Annotated in this window: 9 protein-coding genes and 1 pseudogene; 7 read left to right on the top strand and 3 right to left on the bottom strand. The window is 70.7% G+C overall.

Annotated features, from left to right (window positions below; genetic code table 11):
* Window positions 1-104: 104 nt before the first annotated feature.
* Window positions 105-8,396 (top strand): annotated as a pseudogene (locus tag ACN27J_RS19570) (toxin glutamine deamidase domain-containing protein); the annotation flags it as partial.
* A 2,940-nt stretch (window positions 8,397-11,336) separates the two neighbouring features.
* Here ACN27J_RS19570 and ACN27J_RS19565 read toward each other — a convergent pair.
* Entirely contained in the window at window positions 11,337-12,071 is a 735-nt protein-coding gene (locus ACN27J_RS19565) for a hypothetical protein (RefSeq protein WP_421372345.1), read from the bottom strand.
* 2,616 nt (window positions 12,072-14,687) lie between these two features.
* On the opposite strand from ACN27J_RS19565, the gene ACN27J_RS19560 reads away from it, so the two are divergent.
* The 5 genes from ACN27J_RS19560 to ACN27J_RS19540 all read left to right on the top strand — a co-directional run bounded on the left by ACN27J_RS19560 (window position 14,688) and on the right by ACN27J_RS19540 (window position 19,665).
* Window positions 14,688-15,500 (top strand): DUF6406 domain-containing protein, encoded by an 813-nt coding sequence (locus ACN27J_RS19560; RefSeq protein WP_421368277.1) that lies wholly within the window; start codon window positions 14,688-14,690, stop codon window positions 15,498-15,500.
* Between the two features lie 255 nt (window positions 15,501-15,755).
* Complete coding sequence (locus tag ACN27J_RS19555; RefSeq protein WP_278172398.1) at window positions 15,756-15,905, top strand: hypothetical protein; 150 nt, start codon at window positions 15,756-15,758, stop codon at window positions 15,903-15,905.
* A 77-nt stretch (window positions 15,906-15,982) separates the two neighbouring features.
* Complete coding sequence (locus ACN27J_RS19550; protein ID WP_421368274.1) at window positions 15,983-17,167, top strand: hypothetical protein; 1,185 nt, start codon at window positions 15,983-15,985, stop codon at window positions 17,165-17,167.
* Entirely contained in the window at window positions 17,164-18,438 is a 1,275-nt protein-coding gene (locus ACN27J_RS19545) for a M16 family metallopeptidase (RefSeq protein WP_421368272.1), read from the top strand. Before ACN27J_RS19550 ends, ACN27J_RS19545 begins: the two co-directional genes overlap by 4 nt.
* A 336-nt stretch (window positions 18,439-18,774) precedes the next feature.
* Entirely contained in the window at window positions 18,775-19,665 is an 891-nt protein-coding gene (locus tag ACN27J_RS19540; protein WP_421368270.1) for a nucleoside-diphosphate kinase, read from the top strand.
* Here the strand turns inward: ACN27J_RS19540 and ACN27J_RS19535 are convergent.
* Together ACN27J_RS19535 and ACN27J_RS19530 are read right to left on the bottom strand one after the other, a co-directional pair.
* A complete protein-coding gene (locus tag ACN27J_RS19535; protein ID WP_421368268.1) occupies window positions 19,639-20,838 on the bottom strand; it encodes a hypothetical protein in 1,200 nt (399 codons plus the stop codon). The genes ACN27J_RS19540 and ACN27J_RS19535 overlap by 27 nt on opposite strands.
* Window positions 20,835-21,854: a GNAT family N-acetyltransferase gene (locus ACN27J_RS19530; RefSeq protein ID WP_421368265.1), complete on the bottom strand. Its 1,020-nt coding sequence runs from the start codon at window positions 21,852-21,854 to the stop codon at window positions 20,835-20,837. Before ACN27J_RS19530 ends, ACN27J_RS19535 begins: the two co-directional genes overlap by 4 nt.
* A gap of 43 nt (window positions 21,855-21,897) precedes the next feature.
* Between ACN27J_RS19530 and ACN27J_RS19525 the strand changes: the two genes are divergently transcribed.
* Window positions 21,898-23,112, top strand: coding sequence for a hypothetical protein (locus tag ACN27J_RS19525; protein ID WP_421368263.1), 1,215 nt, complete (start codon window positions 21,898-21,900; stop codon window positions 23,110-23,112).

Raw genomic sequence — 23,112 nt, 5'->3', positions numbered from 1 at the left:
CGATCATCAATCCCCGGGAGTGGTTCGGCGAGTACGGGTGGGTCTGGGACGCCATCACCTGGGTGAGCGCCGGCGAGGCGTGGCCGACCGGTGACGAGGACCAGATGCGCGAGCTCGCCGCCGCCTGGCGTGAGCTCGCTGAGGTGGTACGGGTCGCGCTGGCCGACGCCGATCCGGCCGCGCTGCGGGTCATCGAAAGCTGGGGCGGCGACGCGGGCGCCGAGTTCGCCAACTTCTGGCAGCAGGTCGGGGTCGGCCCCAACACCGGGCTGCCGGTCCTGCAGAAGGCCGCCGCCGCCTTCGCGAACGGCTGTGACACCGCCGCCACCGAGATCGAGTACGCGAAGCTGACCATCCTCATCGCGGTGGCGATCACCGTGATCGCGGTGTTCGTGGCGTTGCTGATGGCCTGGCTGGGCGGGGTCTCCGCCGGTGCCATCCCCGGTATCCTCGCCGCCGGCCGGCAGGCGGTCACCGTCGCGTTCCGCCGGTTGCTGGCCCAGCTCGGCCGGCAGATGCTCACCCAGGCCGGGATGCGGGCCGCGCTGCAGGGTTCGGCCAGGCTCGCCACCACCCACGTCACCCGCGCCGGCGCCCAGCGGCTCGGCACCCAGCTGGGCATCGAGCTGGCTCAGGAGATCGGCGAAGAGCTGATCATCGACATCGGTGCCCAGGCGTTCCAGGTCGCCCAGGGCAACCGCGACAACTGGGACGGCCGGCGGACCCTCACCGCCGGGGTCGGCGGCGCGTTCGGCGGCATGCTCGGTTTCGGCGGCAACCGGCTGCTGCGTAACACGGTCGCACCCCGGGTGCCGGTGTCGTTCCGGCCGCCGGCAATGAACTTCCGGGGCGCTGGCGTCGTCCGCTGGGGCGGCCGGTCGGTCACCGCCGGCATGCAGAATGCGGTGATCTCCCCGGCGGCCAGCGTCGCCGCGAACCTCGCCGTCAACCAGCAGTGGACCAACCCCGGCTGGCAGGGGGCGCTCGGTGGATTCACCAGCGGTGCCGGTCGGGGCGGTGCCACCATGGCGGCGTCGTCCGCCGGCAGCGCGGCCGCCGGCTGGGCCAACCGGCTGGGTGGTGTCGCGCCGCCGACCGGCGTGCCCGGCACCGTCGACCTGGCCGGCATTGCTTCATTGACGAGCGTGGACGCCGCAGGGATAGACCTGGGCGGGCTCGGCGGCAGCCCGGCCGCCGACGGCGGGTCCGCTGTCGCGAGCGGATCGGGCCCAGCCGCTGGATCGGGCACCGTCACCGCGGCTCCGGTCACCGCTGACCCGGCGCCGGCGACCGTGCCGGATACCGGGGCCGGCTCCATCTCGCTGGCTCCGACAACCCAGGATGCTCCGACAACCCAGGATGCTCCGACGGTCGTCGACCAACCCGCCAACCAGCCGGCACCCGCCAACCAGCCGGCACCCGCCAACCAGCCGGCACCCGGCGTCGAGGTGCCGGTGGTCACCTCGGGGCAGGCGTCGGCGGTTGACGCCGGCGATGCCGCCGGCCCGGTGGCTGCACCCTCGACCGACTCAGCGCCGACTGACCCAGCCTCGACCAGCACCGCCTCGACCAGCACCGCCTCGCCGAGCGTCACGCCGGACGTCACATCGGACGTCACATCGGACGGCGTATCGACGGCGCAGGTGGACGTCGGGCCACCGGCGCAGGTCGCAGCTGGCCCTCCGGCCGGGCCGGCGGCCTCGACTCCCACAGCCGGGCCGCCTGCCGGTCCGACAGCCGCGACGAGCGCCACCCCGGCCGGTCCGACAGCGGGGACGAGCGCCACCCCGGCCGGTACGGCGGCTGCGACGACGACAACTGCGACGACGACAACTGCGACGACGACAGTTCAGGCCGGAGCCCAAACGCCGGCTCAGGCCACGGCGGCATCGTCGACGGCCGGTGGCAGCACCACGGCTGCCGCCCAGAGCTCGTCGACCGGTAGCACGTCGGCACCGCCCCGGCCGCCGGCACCGGCTACCGGACCGGCTGCCGGCTCGGTCAGCTTCGGACCGGCTGTCGCCGCACCTGCCGTACCTGCCGCACCGGCTCAGCCGGGCCAGCCGGTCGGTACCCCGACCGGGACCACCACGACGGGGCCGGCGTCGGCTGTGACCAGTCCGAGTGTGACGGCCAGTCCGAGTGCGACGGCCGGCCCGACGCCGCCGGTACTGCCACCGATCGGCCCGCCGGTGTCCGCGTCGCCGCCGACCGCGACCACCGGCGGACCGGACCGACCGGCCGACCCGGCCCCTCGGCAACCATCCTCCGGCACCACCGTCGACCCGCAGACCCTGCAGCGGTCGGCCGGCCCTACCGGCACCGGTACGCACAGTTGGCAGCTGGACCCGGTCCAGTTCGACGGCGATCCGAACAGCACGGACGCCGACCAGGCGCTCATCGACGCGTCCCGGGCCCTGGTCGACGCCGTTACGGGTGCGGTGACCCGGCACCAGCAGCAGGCCACCCCGGGCGAACAGATCTCGATGGGTAAACGGCCGGGCGTGGTCGGCGCGTTGATGACCCGCAGCGGGCAGCTCACCACACACAGCAGCATGACCGCCGACCAGAGCACCGACCCGGCCACCCAGCCGACGCCGCACCCGCTGGTCGAGACAGTGCTCGCCGAGGTCGCTCAGCAGGTCAGCCGGGTCGGCAGCGGGCACGGGCGGTGCGCCGAGGTCGCCCTGGTGTCCGATGTGGTCTACCAGCTGGAACGGCAGTGGCAGGATGCCGGCCGGATCGGCGACTTCGCCGCGTACGCCCGATCGGAGCTGGCCGGGGCGCGGATCGTCACCCACCAGTTCCGCCGTGCCCAGGACGTCGACGTGGTGTACGAACGCGGCGACTACCGACCACCCTGCCGGTCGTGCGGGCCGATGTTGGAAATACTCGGCGTCACCCCGGTGGTGGACACCGAACGGCTGCCCGGCCCGGCCGTACCGCCGGACTCCGGCGCGTTGGGTGACGGCCGGGCGCTGCCGGAGACCAGACCGACCGGCGACGCGCAGGGTCTGGTGCCGCCGGACCCCGCCGACCAGCAGGCGTTGACCGACGAGGTGCCGGTCGGGCCGGACGGCCGCCCGGCCCGGCACCCCGACCCGCGCGGCGGCCGCTGGCCGGAGCTGGTCAACGACGGCGGCCCGGCCAACCCCGGCCGCAGCACCAACTGCGCCGACGTCGGCCTGTCCGTCCTCGCCACCTGGTACGGCGACCCACAGGTCGCGGCGGCGACCGGTGCGTCGGTGACCGCCGAGCCGGACAGCACCCGACGTCAGGAACAGTGGCTGGGTGCGTCCTTCGCGCCTGCCGGCCGTGGGCCGGCCGGCTTGGACGCGGTCGCCGACCAGCTGCGGCGTGCCGGCCCCGGATCCGCCGCGCTGATCATCACCAGCTGGACCGCTGCGGCCGGCGGCGGTGCACACACCTGGAACGCCGTCAACCACGACGGGCAGATCATCTGGATCGACGCGCAGAGCCGGCAGGTCTCCGACACCGCGCCGATCTACGGCAGCGAGGTCGACGGGGTCTGGTCGATCGTCCTCGACGCCGACGGCAATCCGATGTCGGCCGACGGCCCGCAGACGACTGCGGTGTCGACGACCGGGGCGACCAGTGAATCGGCGTACCTGGACGCGCTGACCGAACCCGACCGGGCGACGCTGCTCGCCGAGCTGGCCGCCGCCCAGGTCGACGCCGATGCGATCCTCGCCGAGCTGGGGACCATCGGCGACCGGCTCAACACCGACCTTGGCCTGGCCGGCACCGCCGCGCTCACCCCGCTGGGCAGCGAGTACCGGGTCAAAGGTGCCGAGTCGCTGGCCCGCAAGTTCAGCACCGACTTCGAGCCGAAGGGCTACACCCTCCCGGAGGCGCTCGCCGAGATCAACGACGTGGTGCGGTTCTCCGTACGGGCACCGGAGACCGACGCGTACGGGCCGGCGGTAGCGGGGGTGCTCGACGCGCTGACCGCCGCCGGCCACCAGGTGACCGACGTGAAGAGCTTCTGGCACCCGGGCAACCGGTTCTTCGGGCTGAACTGCACCCTCGTCTCGCCCACCGGCCGGACGTACGAGGTGCAGTTCCCGACCGCCACCAGCTGGGCGATCGGTAAGGAGACACACGGCCCGTACGAGGTGATGCGCGACCCGGCGCGGACCCCGGCCGACCGGATGCACGCCTTCCTCGACATCCTCGCCGTCAACAAGGCGCACGACATCGCCGGCCGGATGCCCGGCGGCATGCCGGTGCTGACCGAGCGGTACGGGCCACCAAAGGACACCAGCTTCGCCAAGTGGATCGCCAAGCAGGAACAGGCCGGCCTGCGGCAGGACTACGCCGACTGGCTGTCCGCCAACCCGAGCCGCAGCTTCCAACAGGAGTTGGCTGCGCGAGGATTGGACCCGTCCGACCTGCCCGGTTTCGATCCTGACGCGATAGGAAGCACAGATGCCGACCCTGACCTTTCGCTACCACCTGCTGTATCGGACGGACGACCAGACCCAGCCGCCGGTCAACGTGATAGCGGTGGCGGCCGGCACCGGGCCGACCCAGGCGGTGATCTGGGACCGTCCGACGTCGAGGTGGGGCTTCCGACCGGACATGGCGGCGTCGATCCTGTACGCCAACCCGGAGCGCCACAGCGTACGGGCAGTGGACCGGGCGACGGCGGAGTCGGTGACCCATCACTTCACGACGGTCCCGTTGCCGAGCGAGCCGGAGCTGACCCGGATCTGCCAGGAAGCCAGCCGGACCTGACCTCGGGTCGGGGCGACGGCGGGAAGGCTGCCACTGATGGAGTTCCAGTACTACCTGCTGTACCACCCGACGCGGCCGTCGGACCATCCGGCGAACGTGATCGCTCTGGCCAACGATCAAGGTCCCACCAGAGCGGTGATCTGGGACCGGCCGACGGCCAGGTGGAGCTGTCAGCCGGACGTCGGGACAGCAGTGCTGTTCGTGAACCAGGAACGCAACAACTTCCGAGGGGTGGACCGGGAGACGGCGGAGTCGGTGACGCATCACTTCACGGCGGTGCCGTTGCCGAGCGAGGCGGAGTTGACCCGGATCTGCTACCCGACGAGTACCGAGGCATCCCGGCGCGTGACGCCTCCGACCTGACGCAGCCACCAGCGGCAGCGGTCGGACAGCTGGCTGACCCTGATTCCGCCTACTTGGACAGCCTCTCGGCGGCAGAGCAGCGGATGGTTGCCGATGCGGTCTCGGGGGCACGGTCAGACGCGGCGATGATCGCTGGCGAAATTGACTCCCTCCTGTACGGGATAAATGCCGAGTCGAATCTTCCCGGAGCTGATTCGCTTGCCTTGCTTGGTCTCAAGGACAGCGTCAAGACGGCGGGTTCGCTGGCGCGCAAGTACCTCACCGAACTCGAGCCAGAAGGTTACGAACTGCCGGAAGCCCTGGCTAAAGTAAACGACGTCGTGAGGTTCTCGGTGAGGAGCCCTGAGGGTGATCTGTATGCCCCTGTGGTGGAGAGGGTGTTGAGTGGCCTGGAAAATTCGGGACATGAAGTCTCTTCCGGCAAGATCTTTTGGCATCCAGGGAATCGCTTCTACGGACTGAATGTCACGCTATTGTCGCCGTCTGGTCGAGTCTACGAGCTTCAGTTTCCCACCGATAGGAGCTGGTCAGTCGGAAAGCAGACTCGTAGTGAGTACGGAATAGTGCGTAATCCTGTGGTGCCAATCGAGCGCAGGATGGAAGCGTTCCTCGACATCCTGTCGAAGAACAAGATCAGCCGCCTTTCTGGCTCGATTTCAGGCGGGCTGGAGCCGTTGACCAGACGGTTTGGTCAACCGGTCTTCAACGGGATTTCAAAATGGATTGCAAAGTTGGATGACAGAGGTCTCGGGGCCAGTTCTGCACGGGATCGATACGTTGACTGGCTCGCCGACAGTGGGCAGTCGTTTGACGATATCCTAGCGAGGCGTGGTCTTGATCCAGCGGACCTACCGGGGTTCGCGCTCCACGTGACGGCGGTGACTGATGAGCGACCAAGTGTTTCACTACTACCTACTCTACCGCCTGATCGACTCGGCGGAGGTGCCGGTGAACGTCATAGCACTGGCGGATTGTCCTGGTCCGACTCAGGCGGTGATCTGGGACCGTCGGGCGGACCGATGGAACTTCCGCCCAGACGTCGCAGTGGCGATTCTGTACGCGAATCAGGAGCGTCATACATTCCATCGGACCGATCGGGTGATGGCGGAGTCGGTGACGCATCACTTCACGGCGGTGCCGTTGCCGAGCGAGGCGGAGTTGACCCGGATCTGCCGGGAGGCCAGCCCGACCTGACCGGCACCCGGCCGGTGTCCGGTGAGGGCCGCGATACCGGGTCAACGAGCCTGGCGTCGGCGAATGCCGCGGGCGAGTCGTCGACGTTGCCGGAGCAGGGAGGGGTAGTCGATGACCGAGGACGAGGCCAGAGCACTGATCAGCAGACTGCTGGGCAGCAGGAACCCGATCGAGATGTATCCGTTCGAGTTCGGCTGGCTGGTCCGGGAGGAGTTGTCGACCCAGGAACGGCAATCCGGGATGCACATCGGTCAGGGGAGCTTCATCGTGGACCTGACGGGCGTGGTGACCGCCCAGCCGAGCCTGCCGGCGACGGTGGTGGTCGAGGAGTACGCGGCGGAGCGTCGGCAGGGCCGGATCTCGGGTCGGCAGGTGTGGCCGGAGTCGGGCCCGCCACCGGAGTAGCCGACCGGGCCGTACCGGCGGAGGACGGCGATGCGCCGTTGGCCGGCTCGCGTCCGGTTGGTCCGTTGAATTTGGCGCCGTTGGAGGATGCGGGTTTTCAGGCTGATCTTGAGGCGGTGTTGTGGTCGGGTGGTGGGTTTGTGGTGGGTGCGGATCCGTCGTCGCATCCGTTTGGTGGGTTGGTGAATGATGGTGGTCCGGGGCGGTCGGGTCGGGGCAACAATTGTATGGATTGTTCGTTGGCGGGGTTGTCGACGTTTCTTGGTCGGCCGATGGTGTCGCTACCGCGCTGGCCGGACATCCTGCCGGACGGCGCCGTCGACCGGCAGACCGGCGAGGCGGCCGGTGTCGACCGCGCCGAGGAGTGGTTGGGCGGGGAGTGGATCGGTCCGCCGGCGGACCTGCCGGGTGGGCCGCAGAAGCGGGCGGTGGCGGTCGCCCGGCAGTACGCGCAGTTGCAGGAGCGGGTGGCGGCGGCCGGGCCGGGTAGTGCCGCCCTGGTTGTCGCCGACTGGCTCAGTGTGGACGAGCGTACCGGTCAGGTGCAGGTCGACGCCGACGGCAACGCCCTGGCCGACGGCTCGCACGCGTTCCTGATCGTCTACCCGTACGGGGCCGACAGGCCGGTGTGGTGGGATCCGCAGGACGGCCGGACGTGGCCGGTGCCGCCGACACACATCGTCGCCGTCACCCACGCGTTGTGGTCGATGGACGCGCCGGCAGCAGGTGGAGGGACCAACAGTGACTCGGGACGAAGCGCAGGAGCTGATCCAGCGGCTGGTCGGGACGCCGAACCGGATGGCTCTGCACGAGTTCGAGTTCGGGTGGCTGGCGCAGGAGATCCTGAGTCCGCAGGAACGCGGCACGGGGATGCGGGTCGGCCTGGGGAGCTACATCATCGACCGGGACGGGACGGTGACGGTGCACGGCAGTCTGCCGGTACCGGTGACGATCGGCCGGTACGCGGCGGAGCGTCGGCAGGGGCGGATCTCGGGTCGGCAGGTGTGGCCGGAGACGGACTCGCCGGAAGCGGAGTAACTGACGGAACCTCCGGTGTAGTCGCCGGCGCCGATGAATTGTCGGGTCCGCGGCCGGTTGGTCCGTTGAATTTGGCGCCGTTGGAGGATGTGGGTTTTCAGGCTGATCTTGAGGCGGTGTTGTGGTCGGGTGGTGGGTTTGTGGTGGGTGCGGATCCGTCGTCGCATCCGTTTGGTGGGTTGGTGAATGATGGTGGTCCGGGGCGGTCGGGTCGGGGCAACAATTGTATGGATTGTTCGTTGGCGGGGTTGTCGACGTTTCTGGGTCGGCCGATGGTGTCGCTACCACGCTGGCCGGACCGGGCGGGCGACGGGACGATCGACCGGGTCACGGGTGAGGCCGACGGGATCAGCCGGGCCGAGGAGTGGTTGGGCGGGGAGTGGGCCGGCCCACCGGCGGACATGCCGGGGACACCGGCGGACCGGGTGGCGGCGGTCGCCGAGCAGTACGCGCAGTTGCAGCAGCGGGTGGCGGCGGCCGGCCCAGGTAGTGCCGCCCTGGTCGTCGCCGACTGGCTCAGCTTCGACCAGGACACCGGACGGCTGCACCTGGACGCCGACGGAAACGCGCAGGCAGCCGGCTCGCACGCGTTCCTGATCGTCTACCCGTACGGTGCCGACGGGCCGGTGTGGTGGGATCCGCAGTACGGCGGAACCGCGACGCAGCCGCCCGCCGAGTACCTGGCGGCGACGCACACGTTGTGGTCGATGGACGCGCCGACGGCACGGGGAGGGATCGGAAGTGACTCGGGACGACGCGCAGGAGCTGATCCAGCGGCTGGTCGGGACGCCGAACCGGATGGCGCTGCACGAGTTCGAGTTCGGCTGGGTGGCGAGGGAGATCCTCTCGGAGACGGAACGCACCCAGGGGCTGGGTCTGGGCCAGGGGAACTGGGTGATAGACCACGACGGGACGGTGACGGCCCACCGGAGCATGCCGCCGTCGATCATCATGCAGGAGTACGTGGCGGCCCGCCGGGCGGGCCGGACGACCGGCCGCCAGGTGTGGCCGCTGACGGACGAGCCAGGGCCGAACCACTAGCCACCGGAGAAGCCGGAGCCGAACCACTAGCCACCGACGCGCCGGACGGGTCGCTCAGCGCCGCGCCGGACGGCCTGGTCAGCGCCGCCGCCGGGACGACCTTCGGCGGTGCGCTGCACGACGCCGACCCGGTCGCGGTCGCTGCGGCAGTACGCGACGCACTCGACACTGGACTGCTGCCGGCCGGTGCGGTCGCCGACCCGGACGCCGGCACGGTCACCCTCGACACCTCGGCCGGGCCGGTGACCGTCACCCTCGCCGTGACCTCGCTGCCGCCCGGGACGACGGTGGCACCCGTCGCCACCATCGCGACGCACGCCGACGGGGCGACCGTACGGGTGTCCGACCGGGCCTCCGCCGACCATGTTCGACGGGCAGTCGCCGCCGCACTGGCCGAAGTGGATGCCATCGCCCAGGAACGGGCCGACGGGCTGCGTACCGACGCGACGACCGCGCTCGCCGAAGGGTCCCGGCCCGAAGGTGACGGGCAGCGTCACCTGACCGCGCGGGACATCGGCCGGCTGGCCGAGCTGCGTACCGTCGCCGACCAGTTGGCGCAGGCGGGCACCGGCCGGCACGCCGACCCTGCCCAGGTGGCCCAGTTGCACGCCGAAGCGGTCGGCCTGCTGATCAGCAGTGGGCTGTTGGAGCCGTACCCGGGTCACCGGGTGCACAGCCTGGTGCCGAACGTGCCGGTCGTCGGGTCGGCTGCCACCGACGCCCGGTTCGCTGCCGTCCGTACCCAGTTGGGGCCGGCCTTCGCGGACCTCGCCGGGCTGCTCGCGGCCGCCCGCGACCGGCCCGGCCTGGCCGACGAGATCCGGGTCGTGCAGGCCGACGTACGGGCGGCGGCCCGCCGGTGGGCCGCGCAGGCGACCGACGCCCGCGACCAGGCTGACCTGGCGTTGACCGACCGGGTCGACGCCGCACTCGACGCCGACCCGCAGCACGTCTTCGACCGGCTGGTCATCGGCGGCGGCTGGGCGGCCACGGCCGACTTCGGCACCCTCGACGCGCCGCCGGACACCGGCGACGGCCTGCCGCCGGTGCTGGCCGTGTCGCAGGGCCACGACCCGTGGGCCGACCGGCAGCAGCTGCTGATGGGGCAGGTCCCCACCGAGTTGGAGATCCCCGGTCTGCCGTTCCAGCCGGTGGACTTCGCCGACGAAGGCACCCAGTTCGCCCTCGCCAGCGACTTCGCGGCAGCGGTCGGCGCGGCCCGCGCGTACACCGGGATGCCGAGCTATCAGGGCACCGCGACCGCGATCCTGCCCCGCCCCACCAGCGCCGCCGACGCCACCGGCTGGCCGGCCGACGCCAACTACCGGGTGACGATCGGCGAGCGCAGTTTCTACGCGGCCAGCGTGGACATCGCCGCCGGTCCGGGCCCGGCGCGGGTGCCGGCCGCGCCGGCGTCGACAACCGGCCGGTACGTCGACCCGGCGACCGGCTACCAGGTCGACCGGTCCGGCCCAATACCGGTGTTTCGGGACCCGACCGGGGCGGCCGTCGACCCGGCGACGCTGCCCACCCCGGTCCGTACGGTGCTCGGCGGCACCGACATCGACACCCCGACCGGTAGGGGTACCGGCCAGGATGATCCGCCGCTGCTGGCGGACACCGCCGGCCGGCTCACCGATCCGCTGGTGGTCGATCCGGCCAGCGGCTACGCCGTCGACGCCGGGACCGGCCAGGTGTACGCGCCGGACGGCTCCCCGGTCGATCCGGCGGCGCTACCTGTCGGCGTCGCGCGGCGGCTCGGCTTCGACGCCGCCGGCCGGTTCACCGCTTCCCGGTCGGCACGTCCCCGGGTCGACTTCGGTGGGCAGAACCTCGCCGACGCGTACCAGCCGGGGGACCGGGTGCTGGTGTTCGGTGCGGGTGCCTCCGGCGCCTGGGACATCGAGCAGGCCGCCGCGTCACCGGCGGCCACCATCGACTGGTCGGCCCGCGCGGTCGGACTGCCGCCGGCGGACCGCACCGGTGACCCGGCCCGGGACGCCGAGCTGCAATTTCAGCGCAGCTTCTCCGGCGGCTACAACCGCCGCAACACGTTGCCCGACGTCGGCGCGTACGACGTGGCCGCCACCGACAGCCGGATCAGCCAGTCGCTGCGCGAGATCGTCTCCACCCGGCACACAGTGGACGGCACGTTCCTGGTCGAGTTCAGCGACGGCACCCGGCAGGAGTACGACCGGGTCGTCTTCTCCATCGGCCAGGCCCCCGAATACCCGGGCGGGGTCGCCGCCCTCGCCGGCGCGCTGCGACTGCGCCCACTGCACGGGCCACCGGCCCTCGACCGGTCGACACCGGACGTCATCGGGCTGACCGATCGGTCCGGGCAGTTGCGGATCCTCGGGGCGGCGGCGGTGGCGCGGCAACTTGGGCCCTCGCTCGGCCGGTTCAGCGACTACCTGCAGGACCGGTTGTCGGATCAGGCGGCGGCGCTGCCCGACGACTCACGCAACATTCCGCCAAGTATCCGGTTCCATGCCCAGCGGATCGCCGAGGCCAACCGGAGCTCGGTACCGCCCCCGTCACACCTCCCCGAAGTCGACGAATCCCCCCCGCCAGGCGATGGCGGGGTCGAGCCAGGGCAGCGGCCCGTGCGTGGTGGTGATCCGCTCGGCGATCTCCGGGACGTAGACGTCGATCGGATCCTGCCCGCCGACGGCGTCGAAGCCGGCACCGTAGGGAACGAGTTTGGCGCGGTTGCGCGCGAAGTAGACAAATCGCAGGTCGGGCAGGACTCGGGGGGCGAGTTCGGCGAACAGTTCGGCACCGACCGGGGTAATACCGCAGTTGACCAGCCCCAGCCAGCGGAGCCGCCGCAGGTGCGGCGAGGCCAGCAGGGCGCGCAGCCCGTCGTCGCCGATCGGGTTGTTGTCCAGTCCGAGGCTGGTGAGCCGGGCCAGCATGGGGTTCGCGGCGATCTCACCGACCAGGTCCGGGCTGACGTCGGTGAGCAGGACGTGGCGGACCGGAATCCGGCGGTAGATGCCCGAGCCCCGGTCGAGGAAGTCGGCACCGGGCAGCTCGATCAGCTCGGCGAAGCCACGACGTACCCCGCAGTCGTCGACGAGCCCGGCGACCCCCGCACAGAGCCGCGGCTCGAGCGTGACGGCGAGTCCATGCATTCGCCGGGACAGCTCGGGCGCGATCGGGGTACCGGCGATCTTGGCCCGGTCGTACTCAATCTGCAGTCGGATGAGCTCGGCATGGTCGGGGTCGGTGGGTTCGATGGCGTCGGCGTAGCGCAGCCGCAGGCCCATGTCGTCGGGGTCGGCGAGGATGGCGGCGTACAAAGCGTCGCTGACGGCTCGCCGGCCGTCGCTGGCGTCGGACATGACCGCAGCGTAGCGACGCCACCCACGATGACCAGTGAGGTGCCGCGCGATGACGGAGGACGAAGCCCAGCGACTGATCGAACGGCTGGTCGGGACGGCAAATCCGATCGAACTGCATCCGTTCGAGTTCGGCTGGCTGGCGAAGGAGACACCGTCGACCGAGCAGCGGGCGACGGGGGCGCACGTCGGGATGGGCTGCTACATCATCGACCAGTCGGGGACGGTGACGGTGCACAGCAGCCTGCCGATACCGGTGGTCATGAAGCAGTACGCGGCGGCGAGGCGGCAGGGCCGGATCAGCGGTCACCAGATCTGGCCGCGAGTCGCGACAGTGGACCAGCCGATCCCCGGCTGACCCGGATCCGCCAGCTGGCGGCCCACTACACCGCCGCCGACCCGGGGACCCGGCTGGCCCTGCGCGCCGAGATCGGCGTACTCGTCGACCAGCTCGGCCTGACCGGCGGCACCCCGCAGGCGTACGCGCGGTGGGCGCAGCTGCCGCCCGACCTGGCGAACCTGCTGCTGCGGCTCACCTCACCGGCGCTCGCCCCGGAGACCGTACTGGCGGTGCTCGGCGCGGACCCGGCCACGCTGACCGAGCCGCAACGCGCTCAGCAGCGCGACTACCGGGCCCGGCTGGTCCACAACGGGTACGTCCCGTACGCGCCGCAGCTCACCGAGCAGTTGCACCGGCTCGCCGTCGACGCCGAGCAGGGCCAACGGAGCCTGCCGACGTTGCCGGCCTCCGCCGGCCAGGTGATCGGGCTGCGCCCGGATCAGCTCGCCCAACTGCAGGCCGTCGATCCGGCGCTGGCCGCGCGGATCGGCCGCGAGGGGGTGTACGTCGACCTGACCGGCCAGGTCGACATCGGCCCGTACGTGTTGGCGAACGCGCCGCATGTCGACGTTGGCGGCGTACACCCGGGTTTCGACCTGGCGACCGACGCCGGCCGGCGGGCGCTGCTGGCCGAGGACGTCCGCCGGGCGTACGCGACGATCACCGCGACGTACGGGTCGAGCCCGGCTATCACCCAGCTGCTCGGCAGCCACAGCTTCCACTACCTGGCGCAGACCCGCACCATGGTGCTGGTCTCGGACGCCCTGACCCGGGCGATCCTCAACCTGGCGCCGAGCGCGCCGGTCGAGCCAGCGCCGGAAGTGGCACCGCTCGCCGTCGGTCGGACCGAGATCCACGTGTACGCCGACCACCCCACCCTGCCGTCCGAGTCGACGCGCAGGTATTCGGTCGGGTACGGGCGACCAGTCGACCCCTACTCGGGTGCTTCAGTGCCACTCTGGCGTGGGATGCCCCGGCGGGAGCAGGCGCAGCAGGGCATTCTCGGTGACTGCGGCATGCTCGCCTCGATCGGCGCGGTCGCCGGGCACAGCCCGCAGACGATCGGTGGGTTGTTCCGCCCCAACCCGGACGGCACCGTCGACGTCCTGCTGCACGAAAGCAGTCTCCCCGGTGACCAGACCACCCCGACCGGCCGACGGCTGCGGATCACCGTCACCCCGGATGTGCCGGTCCTCGCCGATCCGCCGCCGAGGGCCGCATACGCCTCGCAACCAGAGGTCGGGGCGGCGTGGGCGAGCATCCTGGAGAAGGCGCTGGCGGCGGTCGACCGGACCTGGACCGAGTCCCGGCAGGTCGCCTGGCAGCAGCAGTGGCAGGGCTGGCAGGGCTGGTCAGACCCGAACCAGGCCGCGCCGCGCGGCTACGCCCGGATGGATCCCGGCAGCACTCCCGATCTGTGGGCGGAGGCGCTGACCCAACTGACCGGCCTGCCGGCCCGGATGGGACGGTTCGACGTATCGCCGGGCAACGAACCCACAGTCGAGGCGATGCTCAGCCGGCTGCTGTCCGACGGCAATCCGATCATCGTCAGCACCAAGGGGATCGACGAGTACGGGCTGGGTCCGGACGATGAACTTCCGTTCGACTTGCGAGACGGGCATGCGTACGAGTTGGTGGGTGTGAGCAACGGGCATGTCCAGCTCCGTAATCCGTGGAACAAGTGGCATCCCCAGCCCATGCCGACTCGGGCCTTCTTGGACTGGATGAGTCGGGACTTCGCGCATCTCGACCGGGTCGCACCGACTCAGCCCGGACCGCCGTCTCTCGGGCCACCGAGCAGCATCGAGCACAAGCCGGCCGTCGGGTTGACCGAACCCGTGCCTGTGGCAGCGTCAGCTGGCGGGGTAGCTGCCTCGGTGACGTCAGGGTTCGGCCGGACCGCTGTCGACCGAGGCGAGCCGATGATCGTCTACTACGCGATCCGAACGTCGAGCGGGCAATCCAGGGGGATCGTCGTGGTCGTGACCGAAGCAGCCGACCAGCGGATCCTTGTCTACGGTCCGGGTGGTGACGTCTCCGCAGCGTCAGATCTCGGCGTAGTCGCCGGGACAGGCGGCCAGTTGTGGCCCGTGGCCCGGACCGAAGCAGAGCGGATCGCTTCCGCCGAGCTGGGCTTCGTTCTGCCGGACGAAGCATCGCTGAGTGATTCAATAGTCGGCTGACGGACCCGGACAGGAGGAAGCATGGCTGCTTACCGGTCGTCGCTCGATTCGGTGGCCATCCCGAACAATGCTGTCGCACCGGTAGGACCGGCAGACGTCGGGGTCCGTCGGCTGGAGCGGCGCGGAACGGTCTGGGTGAGGCTGGACGTGATGGAGCGCGGCCCCGACGGCGCAGCGCATAGCCACCGGTGCGAGTTGGGTGACACCTTCCCCGTCGGCGATGAGACCTGGTACTTCGCTGGGGCGCATTTCGAGAACGCTGGTCGGTGGCGGGTCACGGTGCGGCGGCTGGCGCCGGGCGCGGCACCGCCGGTGGTGGACGAGTCGACGGCGGTGACGGGGTGGCGGCCGGCGCAGCGGCAGCCGTTCGGCCCGCTCGATGAGAGTCAGTTGCAGGCACTGGAGCAGGCGTTGGGGCGCCCGCTGCCCTGGGCCTACCGGGACTGGCTGTCTCAGACGAACGGTATGCAGCCGGTGGAGCCGCAGTGGGTGCCGGGTGCGCCGTTCACGCTGTTCCCGGGGCGTCCGCTGCTGGGTGTGCACCCGGAGTATCCGGCGTTCGACCTGCTGACCGCCGAGCGGGAGTGGCGGGTCGGGAAGTTGTCGACGGACTTCGTTGTCATCGCGGTCCCGATGGAGGGTCTGCTGCTGCTTCGGCTGACGGAACCCCGCCCGGGCAGCGTCGGCTTCCTGCCGAAGGACCTGCTGGCCGGCCCGGGGACGCCGGATGCGATCGCCTGGCGGGAGCGGCAGGTGATCACTACCAGCATGGGCTGGTCGTTCGGCGACTTCCTTGGCCGGCTCACCCCGCTCGACGCACCAGGCGTAGCGTGAAGATCACTTGACGAAAATTCGGGCTGGCGTCGGCGTGTCGCCCGAATTCTCATCAACTGATCTTGAGGACTCCGTCCTAGGTGGCGGTGATTGGTCGGTTTTGGGTGACTCCCAGCTTTTATCCGGCATTCACTAGTTTGGTGCTGATCGATTCCCTATCCCCGGCCGGTGATTGAGATCTATGCATTGACTGCGTGTGGCGAGATCCGTACGATCAGCTGAATACGCCACCACTTTTCCTAGCAAGGGGATGAAGTGAAGAATTCCACTAGCGTCAGGAAAGACACGGTTGTCGCGCCCACCCTGCTCACTCCGAGCCGGGTCGAGAAGATGCTCGCGCGTCGCCAGGCGGTCCAGGTGGTCAAGTTCCGCACGACCTGCACGGACTGCCTGCCCAACTACTAGCGCACCGCTGTCGGGCGCTCGGCGTCGCCGCGCGGTGCGAACGCCGGCGTCGCCGAGCCCGCGAGGAGCACCGTGCCGTGACCTTCCAATTGTCGGCGGACGATGTCCTTAATGCGTTGAGCGTCTGTTGCGGTGAGCCGCTCGAGGATCCGGCCGAGGCGGTCGCGGCACTGCGCCAAGGACAGCCGTCCCTGACCGCCACCCTGTACTCCGCGTGGGCTGCGGACGGCGTCACCCTCGACCCGGGGATCGCCTACGATCTCGAGTTGGCCACCTCGCGGGTCACGTTCTACCGCACCGTGGCGGCCGAGCTCGCCGCACGCGTCAGCGACCTGACCCCGATCAAAGGGCTGGAGGTAGCCGACCGCTACCCCGCTGGTCTCGGTCGCACCATGAACGATCTCGACTACGTCGCCGGCACCGAGGCCGCTCTGTGGCGAGCGGCAGGCCTGCTCATCGACGATGGCTGGGACCTGCACACCGGCACGTTCGCGTGTTTCGGCGATCGTCTCCACATGATGGTGAGTCTGCGACGCCCGCACGAATCCCGCTTCGTCCTGCCGTACGGGGTGGAGATCGCCACCTGGTGGTCGCTGGGTGACCTGGCCGGTGTGCCACCGCTGACCGCCATGCCGCAACCGTGGCGGGCACCGGCGGTGAAGAACACCCTGATGCTCCTGTTCGAGCGCTTCGAGCAACGCTTCCGGGCCCGGGATCTGATCGACGCCAGCCTCCTGGTGGCCTCGGCCTCCGAGGACGAGCTGATCACACTCACCCGGGCACTGACCGCACTCGGGTTGTGGCCGGAGTACGCCGAACTCGCCGCGCTCGTCGCGCGGACGAGCCTGCCACCACTGCCACCGCCACCCCGGCGCAACCAACTGGACACCCGCGCCCGCCGGGCGATCCGCAGTGCTGCCGTGCTGCGCCGTCCCCTCACCGGCATGGCTCGCCACCTGCAGCGTCGCAACATCAAAGGTGCCTCCGCCCGGATCGAACAGCGGTCCTGGGCGGCGGCCGCCGAGCGGCTCTCCGCCGGTGCGTCCGTCCGGGCCGGGGTGCTGGCCTTCGGCCTGCCACTGGACGGTGCCCCGCGAGGTGACGCCCCCACCGCCACACTGCACGAGCGCGATCGGCTGGCCTGGGTGGACACTCCGGTCGGCAGGTTCCTGTTGACGATCGGCGACGAGGTCGACGAAGACACCGTGGCGGAACTGTCCGGCCCGGTGCCCAGACCGGCGACCACCGGAGCGAACCCGTGACCGCCGCCGCCGAGATCGTCGGGCGGGCGTTGGACAACGACATCCGGGTGCTGACCCGCCACCGGCCGGGTGCCGAGATCACCACCGTGTCGGTGTGGATCCTCGCCGGATCCCGCGACGAAACCTCACCTGGCACCGCCCACCTGTTCGAACACCTGGTCATGCAGGCGGTGCCCCCCGGCCGGAAGATGCGGGTCATCGACGAGATCGAGTCGTACGGTGGCGAGGGCAACGCGACCACCGCCCGCGACTACGTCGTCCTGTACGCGCGGGTACCGACAGTGGACGCGCTGACCGTACTGGACCTGCTCGCTGAGGCCGCGACGGCCACCGAGTTCGCCCCGGTCCTCGTCGAGGCCGAACGTCGGGTGGTCGTCGAGGAGCTGCGGCTGGCTGAAGCCGACCCCACCGACATCGTCCACGACGTGTTCTTCACCGCCGTGTACGGCGACCACCCGATGGGCCGGCCGGTCGGCGGCAGCCCCGCCGACGCGCTCCGGCTCACCGCCGCCGAGGTCACCGCCTGGTCCCGCCGCCACGTCCGGGCCGGACGAATCGCCGTCGTGGTCACCGGCGGTGTCACCCCCGCCGCCGTGACCGCCGCGACGGCGCGAAGCGCCCTCGCCGGCCTGTCCGCAACGCACCAGAGCGCCCGCGCCGACCGGCCAGCGGCCGAGCCGTCCCCGCTCCCCATCCCGTTGCCGGCCATGGCTCCCGGCGTACGGTCCCGGCGGCGGGATCATCCGCTGCCCGGCGACACCGCGGCCGTGGTGCTCGGCGGACCCGCGTTTTCCCTGGCCGACCCGCGGCTCGCCGCCGCCGAGGTGGTGATGGAACTGTTCGCCGGGGGCAACACGTCCGTCCTCGTCGAGCAGCTGCGTACCAATCTGGGGCTGTCCTACGACATCTGGGGCGACCTCAGCGGTTACCACGACACCGGCGTCTGGCGGATCGCGATCACCACCGCCGTCGAGCACCGCGACGAGGTGGCCGGGCTCGCCGCCGACCTCGTACGGTCAGCGGTGGCGGACGGCTGGAGCGACGCCCGCGTGGCTGTGGCCCGACGACGCGCTGCCGGGCTGGTCCGGCTCGATGCCGAGACTTCCCTCGACGAGACTCTCCTGCTGGGCCGGCACGCTCTGCTGGGCGGCAGCGTCGACTGGTCGGTGGCCGAATACGCCGACCGGATCGCGGCTGCCACCCCACAGCAGGTCCACGACGCCGCCGTGTCCATGGCGGACCAGCTGGTGGTGGCGACCGCTGGCGGGTGAAAGCCCGCAGCGGCCCACCCGGCAGACCACCTACCGATTGAAGGGAGGGAAAGGGTGAACCGGAACATGAAGTTCGGCCGCAGGCCGCGGGTGAAGAAGAAGACGACCACCCGCAAGTGACCATCCCTTGCCGGCCGCACCCCGCTCGCTGATCCGCCAACCGACGGATCACCCGGCGCTCACCCGGGAAGGAGGCCAGGATGAACCGCCAAGCTGTCCACACACGGCGCCCGGTCGTGAAAAAGAAGAAGCGGTGACCTGAAACAGACGACGGGTGCGGCAACCGGCAGGTCCGGGGCCGCACCCGGCACCACACCGCCGCGAAGGAGCCTCCACGTGAGTGAAGCAGTCGACTGGGAGCGTACGGTCTTCATGCTGCTCGCCCCCGATGCCCTCGCCCGCCACCTCGGCGGGCAGATCGTGGACCGGGTGGTCGCCCAGGGGTTCCAACCGGTGGCGTGGCGGGTGCTGTGGCACCGGCCGGCCAACCTGGACGCGTTCCACGAACGCAACATCACCCAGGTGTGGAAGGCGTACCTCTACCGTCTCGTCGACCAGCTCTTCGATTTCGGCCCGACGGTGGCGCTCCTGGTCCGCGACGTCCGGCCCGATCCGCGACACCCCAGCCACGCACGGCTGCGCCTGGCCAAAGGGGCGAGCGATCCCGCTGACGCGAGCCCGGGCACGATCCGTGCCGACCTCGGCTCCATCAACGTCATGCTGGCCCTGATGCACAGCTCCGACACCCCTGCCGACTCCCAGCGGGAGAGCGCGGTCTTCACCGACGGCGGGTTCGACAGCGGAGCCGGCGACGGGCCCGGGGGGTACGACGGCGGCGACCCGGCCGACCTGCGTACCCTGCTCGATCTGCTCAGCCGGAGCGCTCCCGCCGAGCGCCGGGGATATCCGCAGGTCCTGGCCGGTCTGCGCGCCCGGGTCCTCGCCCTGGCCTGGCCGGAGCTGTCCGATTCCGCCCGCCGCAGCGCGGCCGACCTGCTGGCTGGTGACCTCAGCGGTCTCGCCGCCGCCGGGGCCGGCGAAAAGGCCGCCGGGCTGCTGGCCGGCGGGCATCCACTCGCGCCGATCCTGGCCGCCGAGTTCACCCCCGACCGGCCAGGGCCCGACCCGGCCCGGGTGCAGGACCTTCTCGCGGTTCACGGCACCCGGCTCGACCCGTGGGAACGCCTGGTGCTCGCCACCTCACGCCGGTTTGCGCCGCGCCGGTGACGCCGACGCCGGGATCAGTACGTTTCGCTGTCCAGGGATGAGGGCGGTCGCCGATGCGGCGGCCCGCGCCGTGGCCATCAGCTCAGGATCGGTCGAGTGCAGCCAGGCCGTCAGCGGCGTACCGACACATCCCCGGTCCTGTTTGGCCCGCGCCGCGCCTTGTCCGTAGCCGATCCGGCGGACGCCCTGCGCCGAGGCCAGCGGGACCGCCCCGTAGAACGCCGTGCCGAAGTACGCGAACCGCGACCGGCGGTCGGTGTAGTCGTAGCCGAGGGCCAGACACTGCCACCCGTCACCGAACGGCGCGAACAGCGCGAACCCGACGACGGCGTCCCCGGCGTCGGCGAGGATCACCTGGGCGCGGCCGTCGGCGACGTCGTGCAGCAGCGACTCCAGCCGGCCGCGCTCGGCCACCTCGTCGCAGCCGCCCCGGTACTTGCTGACCAACTGGCCGCGTAGTCGGGCCAGCACCGGTACGACCGGGGGGATCGCATCGGCGGGCAGATGACGCAGCCGTACGCCGTTTGCGGTGAGCCGGGCCAGTTCCCGCCCTGCTTCCGCTGCCCGTTTGCGGGGCAGCGACGCCAGATAGGCGTCGAACCCGCCGCTGGGTACCGGAAGCTCCCAGGTCAGTGACAGTGGCATCGCCACGAACCCGGCTGCGGACAGGGCACCGGTCAGTGCCGTCGCCTCCGGCCTGGTGTAGAGAAACGCCACCGTCGCGATGCCGGCGTCCGCAGCCCAGTCCAGGATGCCGTCGACGGCGACAGCGAGCGCGGCCGGGCTGGTCGCCGCCGGTCCGACGGGGAGGCATTCGTAGCCGGGCAGCATCACCAGCAGGTTCGGTGTCCAGCGGGACGGCTCGGGCGCGGCCCGCCTCGACAACTCGGCTCGCGCGGCCCGTGACGCGTCGGTCAGCGGCAGCGCGGGAGCCTCACTGACCAGTACGTGGTGCAGGTCGAACACTTCACCGGGCCGGGGGACGGGCTGCACGGTCGCGTGCAGGGCCAGGCACGCCGCGTCGCCTTGTTCGACGACGAAGGTGAGCGTACGCCCGCCGAGCCGGCCCGCCATCGCGCGCAGCCAGCCCGGTGTGGTCAGCATCGGCCCGTCGGCGGCCAACCGCTCCCACTGCGGGGCGATGCCCGGATGGACGCGTAGCCGGTAGCTCACAGCCGCATCACGTAGGCGTCGAGCCGGCGGGCGGTCAGCCCGTGCCGACGTTTGAAGACGTCGTTGCTGCGCCCGCCCTCCAGGATCGGGCGGCCCAGCCGCAGCGCCAGCCGGACCGACTCGGTGAACAGCGCCGCGTACGGGCTGGCGTTGCCGTCGACACGGTACTCGACACCGCAGGTCCAGGTGTGGAAGCGGCGCTGGTCGGTCAGGCACACCCCGGCCGCGACCAGCGTGCCCCGTTGACGGATGCGGAGCACGTGCGCGGACGGGCCGAGGGCGGTGACGAACCGGGTGAACGTCTCGGTGGGGTAGAAACCGGCGTTGCCGAAGCGGGCGGCGGTCCGGTCGCACAACTCGGCGATCTCGACCAGGTCCGCGCCGTCCGGTGTGGTCACATCGCAGACGAAACCGGCGTCGGCCGCCCGGCGCTCGTTGCGGCGCAGGTTGGCCCGGGGCCGGGGAGCCAGTCGGGCAAGGTAGTCCTCGTACGAGGTGAGGCCGGTCAGGTCGGTGGAGTAGCGGTCCACCAGATGCCGCCCGGTCAGCCCGACGGCGGTGAGCGCGGCCGCTGTCGAGCCTGACGAGTCCACATTGACCAAACCGTACCAGCGGGCCCTCCAGTCGTCGGCGAGCCGGCGCAGGGTGTCCAGCAGTTCGGTGACCACGTCGGTGCGGGTGACCGCGCCGAGCAGTCGGGTGTCGTAGCAGTGCCAGACGTGGCTGAGCAACGCGCTGTCCCGTTCAATGCCGGGATGTAGACGCCGGAGCCCGCCGATCGGGTCGGCGAACCGGTGCAGCGCGACCGGTAGGACGGCGACGGGCCGCCCGGCTGGCTCCCGGGCCACCAGGTAGCCGAGCCGTTCCAGCGGCGCGAGCGGCGCGTCGTGGTACGCCGACAGGTAGCCGTCCTGATAGAAGATCGGTGTGTCATCGCTGCCGGCGACCGCTTCCCACCCGGCCCGCGCCGCCGCCCGTGGGTCGTCGTAGTGGTCGACGACGATGGTACGGCCCATGATCGCACTGTACCGGACACCGGCGGGCATCTATGGTTGCACAATGGCGTCAGTCTATTACCACACGAAGGTCGGCACGACCGAGGAATTGGCTGCGACGGCGGGGCAGCCTCTGGTCGACGTGTTACGCCGCAACGGCATCCCGGTCAACTCCGTGTTGAGCTGGCGCGATGGGCAGGTGGTGTCGGAGGACACCACGGTTGTCGGCGCCGACGACATCATCGAAGTCCGGCAGGTCCGGCATTACGATCTGAATGTGATGCGCCGCCCGAAACGGCAGGTCTACGGTGTACCCAACCCGGTTTACACCAAGAGCATCGTTTTCGACGACAAGGGCGCCATCGAGGTCCGGGGCGAGCAGTTCGATGCTGCCGCCTTCATCCAGTACGTAGAGGAAGCCTTCGTCGACAGTGTCCTGTCCCGCGAGGTGATGCGCGACGGCGACCACGTGATCGTCGGGCTGTCCGGCGGGCGGGACAGCGTCGCCTACCTGACCCTGCTGGAGCGGACCAGAGACCGGCTGCCGCCACTGAACATGACGGCCGTGACCATCACCGGCCTGCCCGACTGGGAGGAACCGGCGACGTTCGCCGCCGCCCGTGCCTCCGGCGAACGGCTCGGAATCGAGCAGGTCATCGTGACCGCGGCGGACGTGGAGCGGGTGTTCCGGCTACGCGGCACGTTCGTCGACTCGATGAACGAGATCGTCGGCGACGAGGGCAGCCACCTGACAATGGTCATCGGCCACCAGGTGCTGCGGCGGATGCTGGAGGAGGAGGCGCACGCGCGCGGCGCCGGGGTGGTGGCGTTCGGCTTCAACGCCGACGACCTGCTGGCCAGCATGGTCACCTGGATGACCAGCGGATTCCGGATGGGTGGCATCCCGACCCGGCAGATCGGCGGCCTGCGGTACATCTTCCCGCTGTACCGGATCACCAAGAAGGAACTGACGCTGTACCTGGAGCTGGTCGCGCCGGAACTGAACCGACAGGGCACCCCGGGGCGGTTCACCACCGGGCCCGACGAGCGGTCCCTGGCGTACGGAATGACCGACCATCTGCTCGACCTGTGGCCGGGCATCGACTACTACATGTTCTCCGCGTTCGAGAACATGCAGCGCTACATGTTCCCCTTCATGGAGGCGACCTGCCGCGTCTGCGGCGGGGTTTACCTGCAGCAGGAAGGTGTCGCCAACGCACCGGACCTCTGCGACGTCTGCGACTTCTTCGCCCGTCGCGAACTCACCACCGTGTCCTGA

Source organism: Solwaraspora sp. WMMB762 (assembly GCF_049179115.1).
GTDB lineage: Bacteria > Actinomycetota > Actinomycetes > Mycobacteriales > Micromonosporaceae > Micromonospora_E.
Note: the sequence above shows the minus strand (reverse complement) of the source record. Positions and strands in the feature narration are given on the sequence as shown.

Coding starts and splice junctions, on each gene's coding strand:
- ACN27J_RS19530 (WP_421368265.1), bottom strand. CDS start 21,854: ATGGGCCGTACCATCGTCGTCGACCACTACGACGACCCACGGGCGGCG.
- ACN27J_RS19525 (WP_421368263.1), top strand. CDS start 21,898: ATGGCGTCAGTCTATTACCACACGAAGGTCGGCACGACCGAGGAATTG.
- ACN27J_RS19565 (WP_421372345.1), bottom strand. CDS start 12,071: ATGGGCCTGCGGCTGCGCTACGCCGACGCCATCGAACCCACCGACCCC.
- ACN27J_RS19560 (WP_421368277.1), top strand. CDS start 14,688: ATGGCTGCTTACCGGTCGTCGCTCGATTCGGTGGCCATCCCGAACAAT.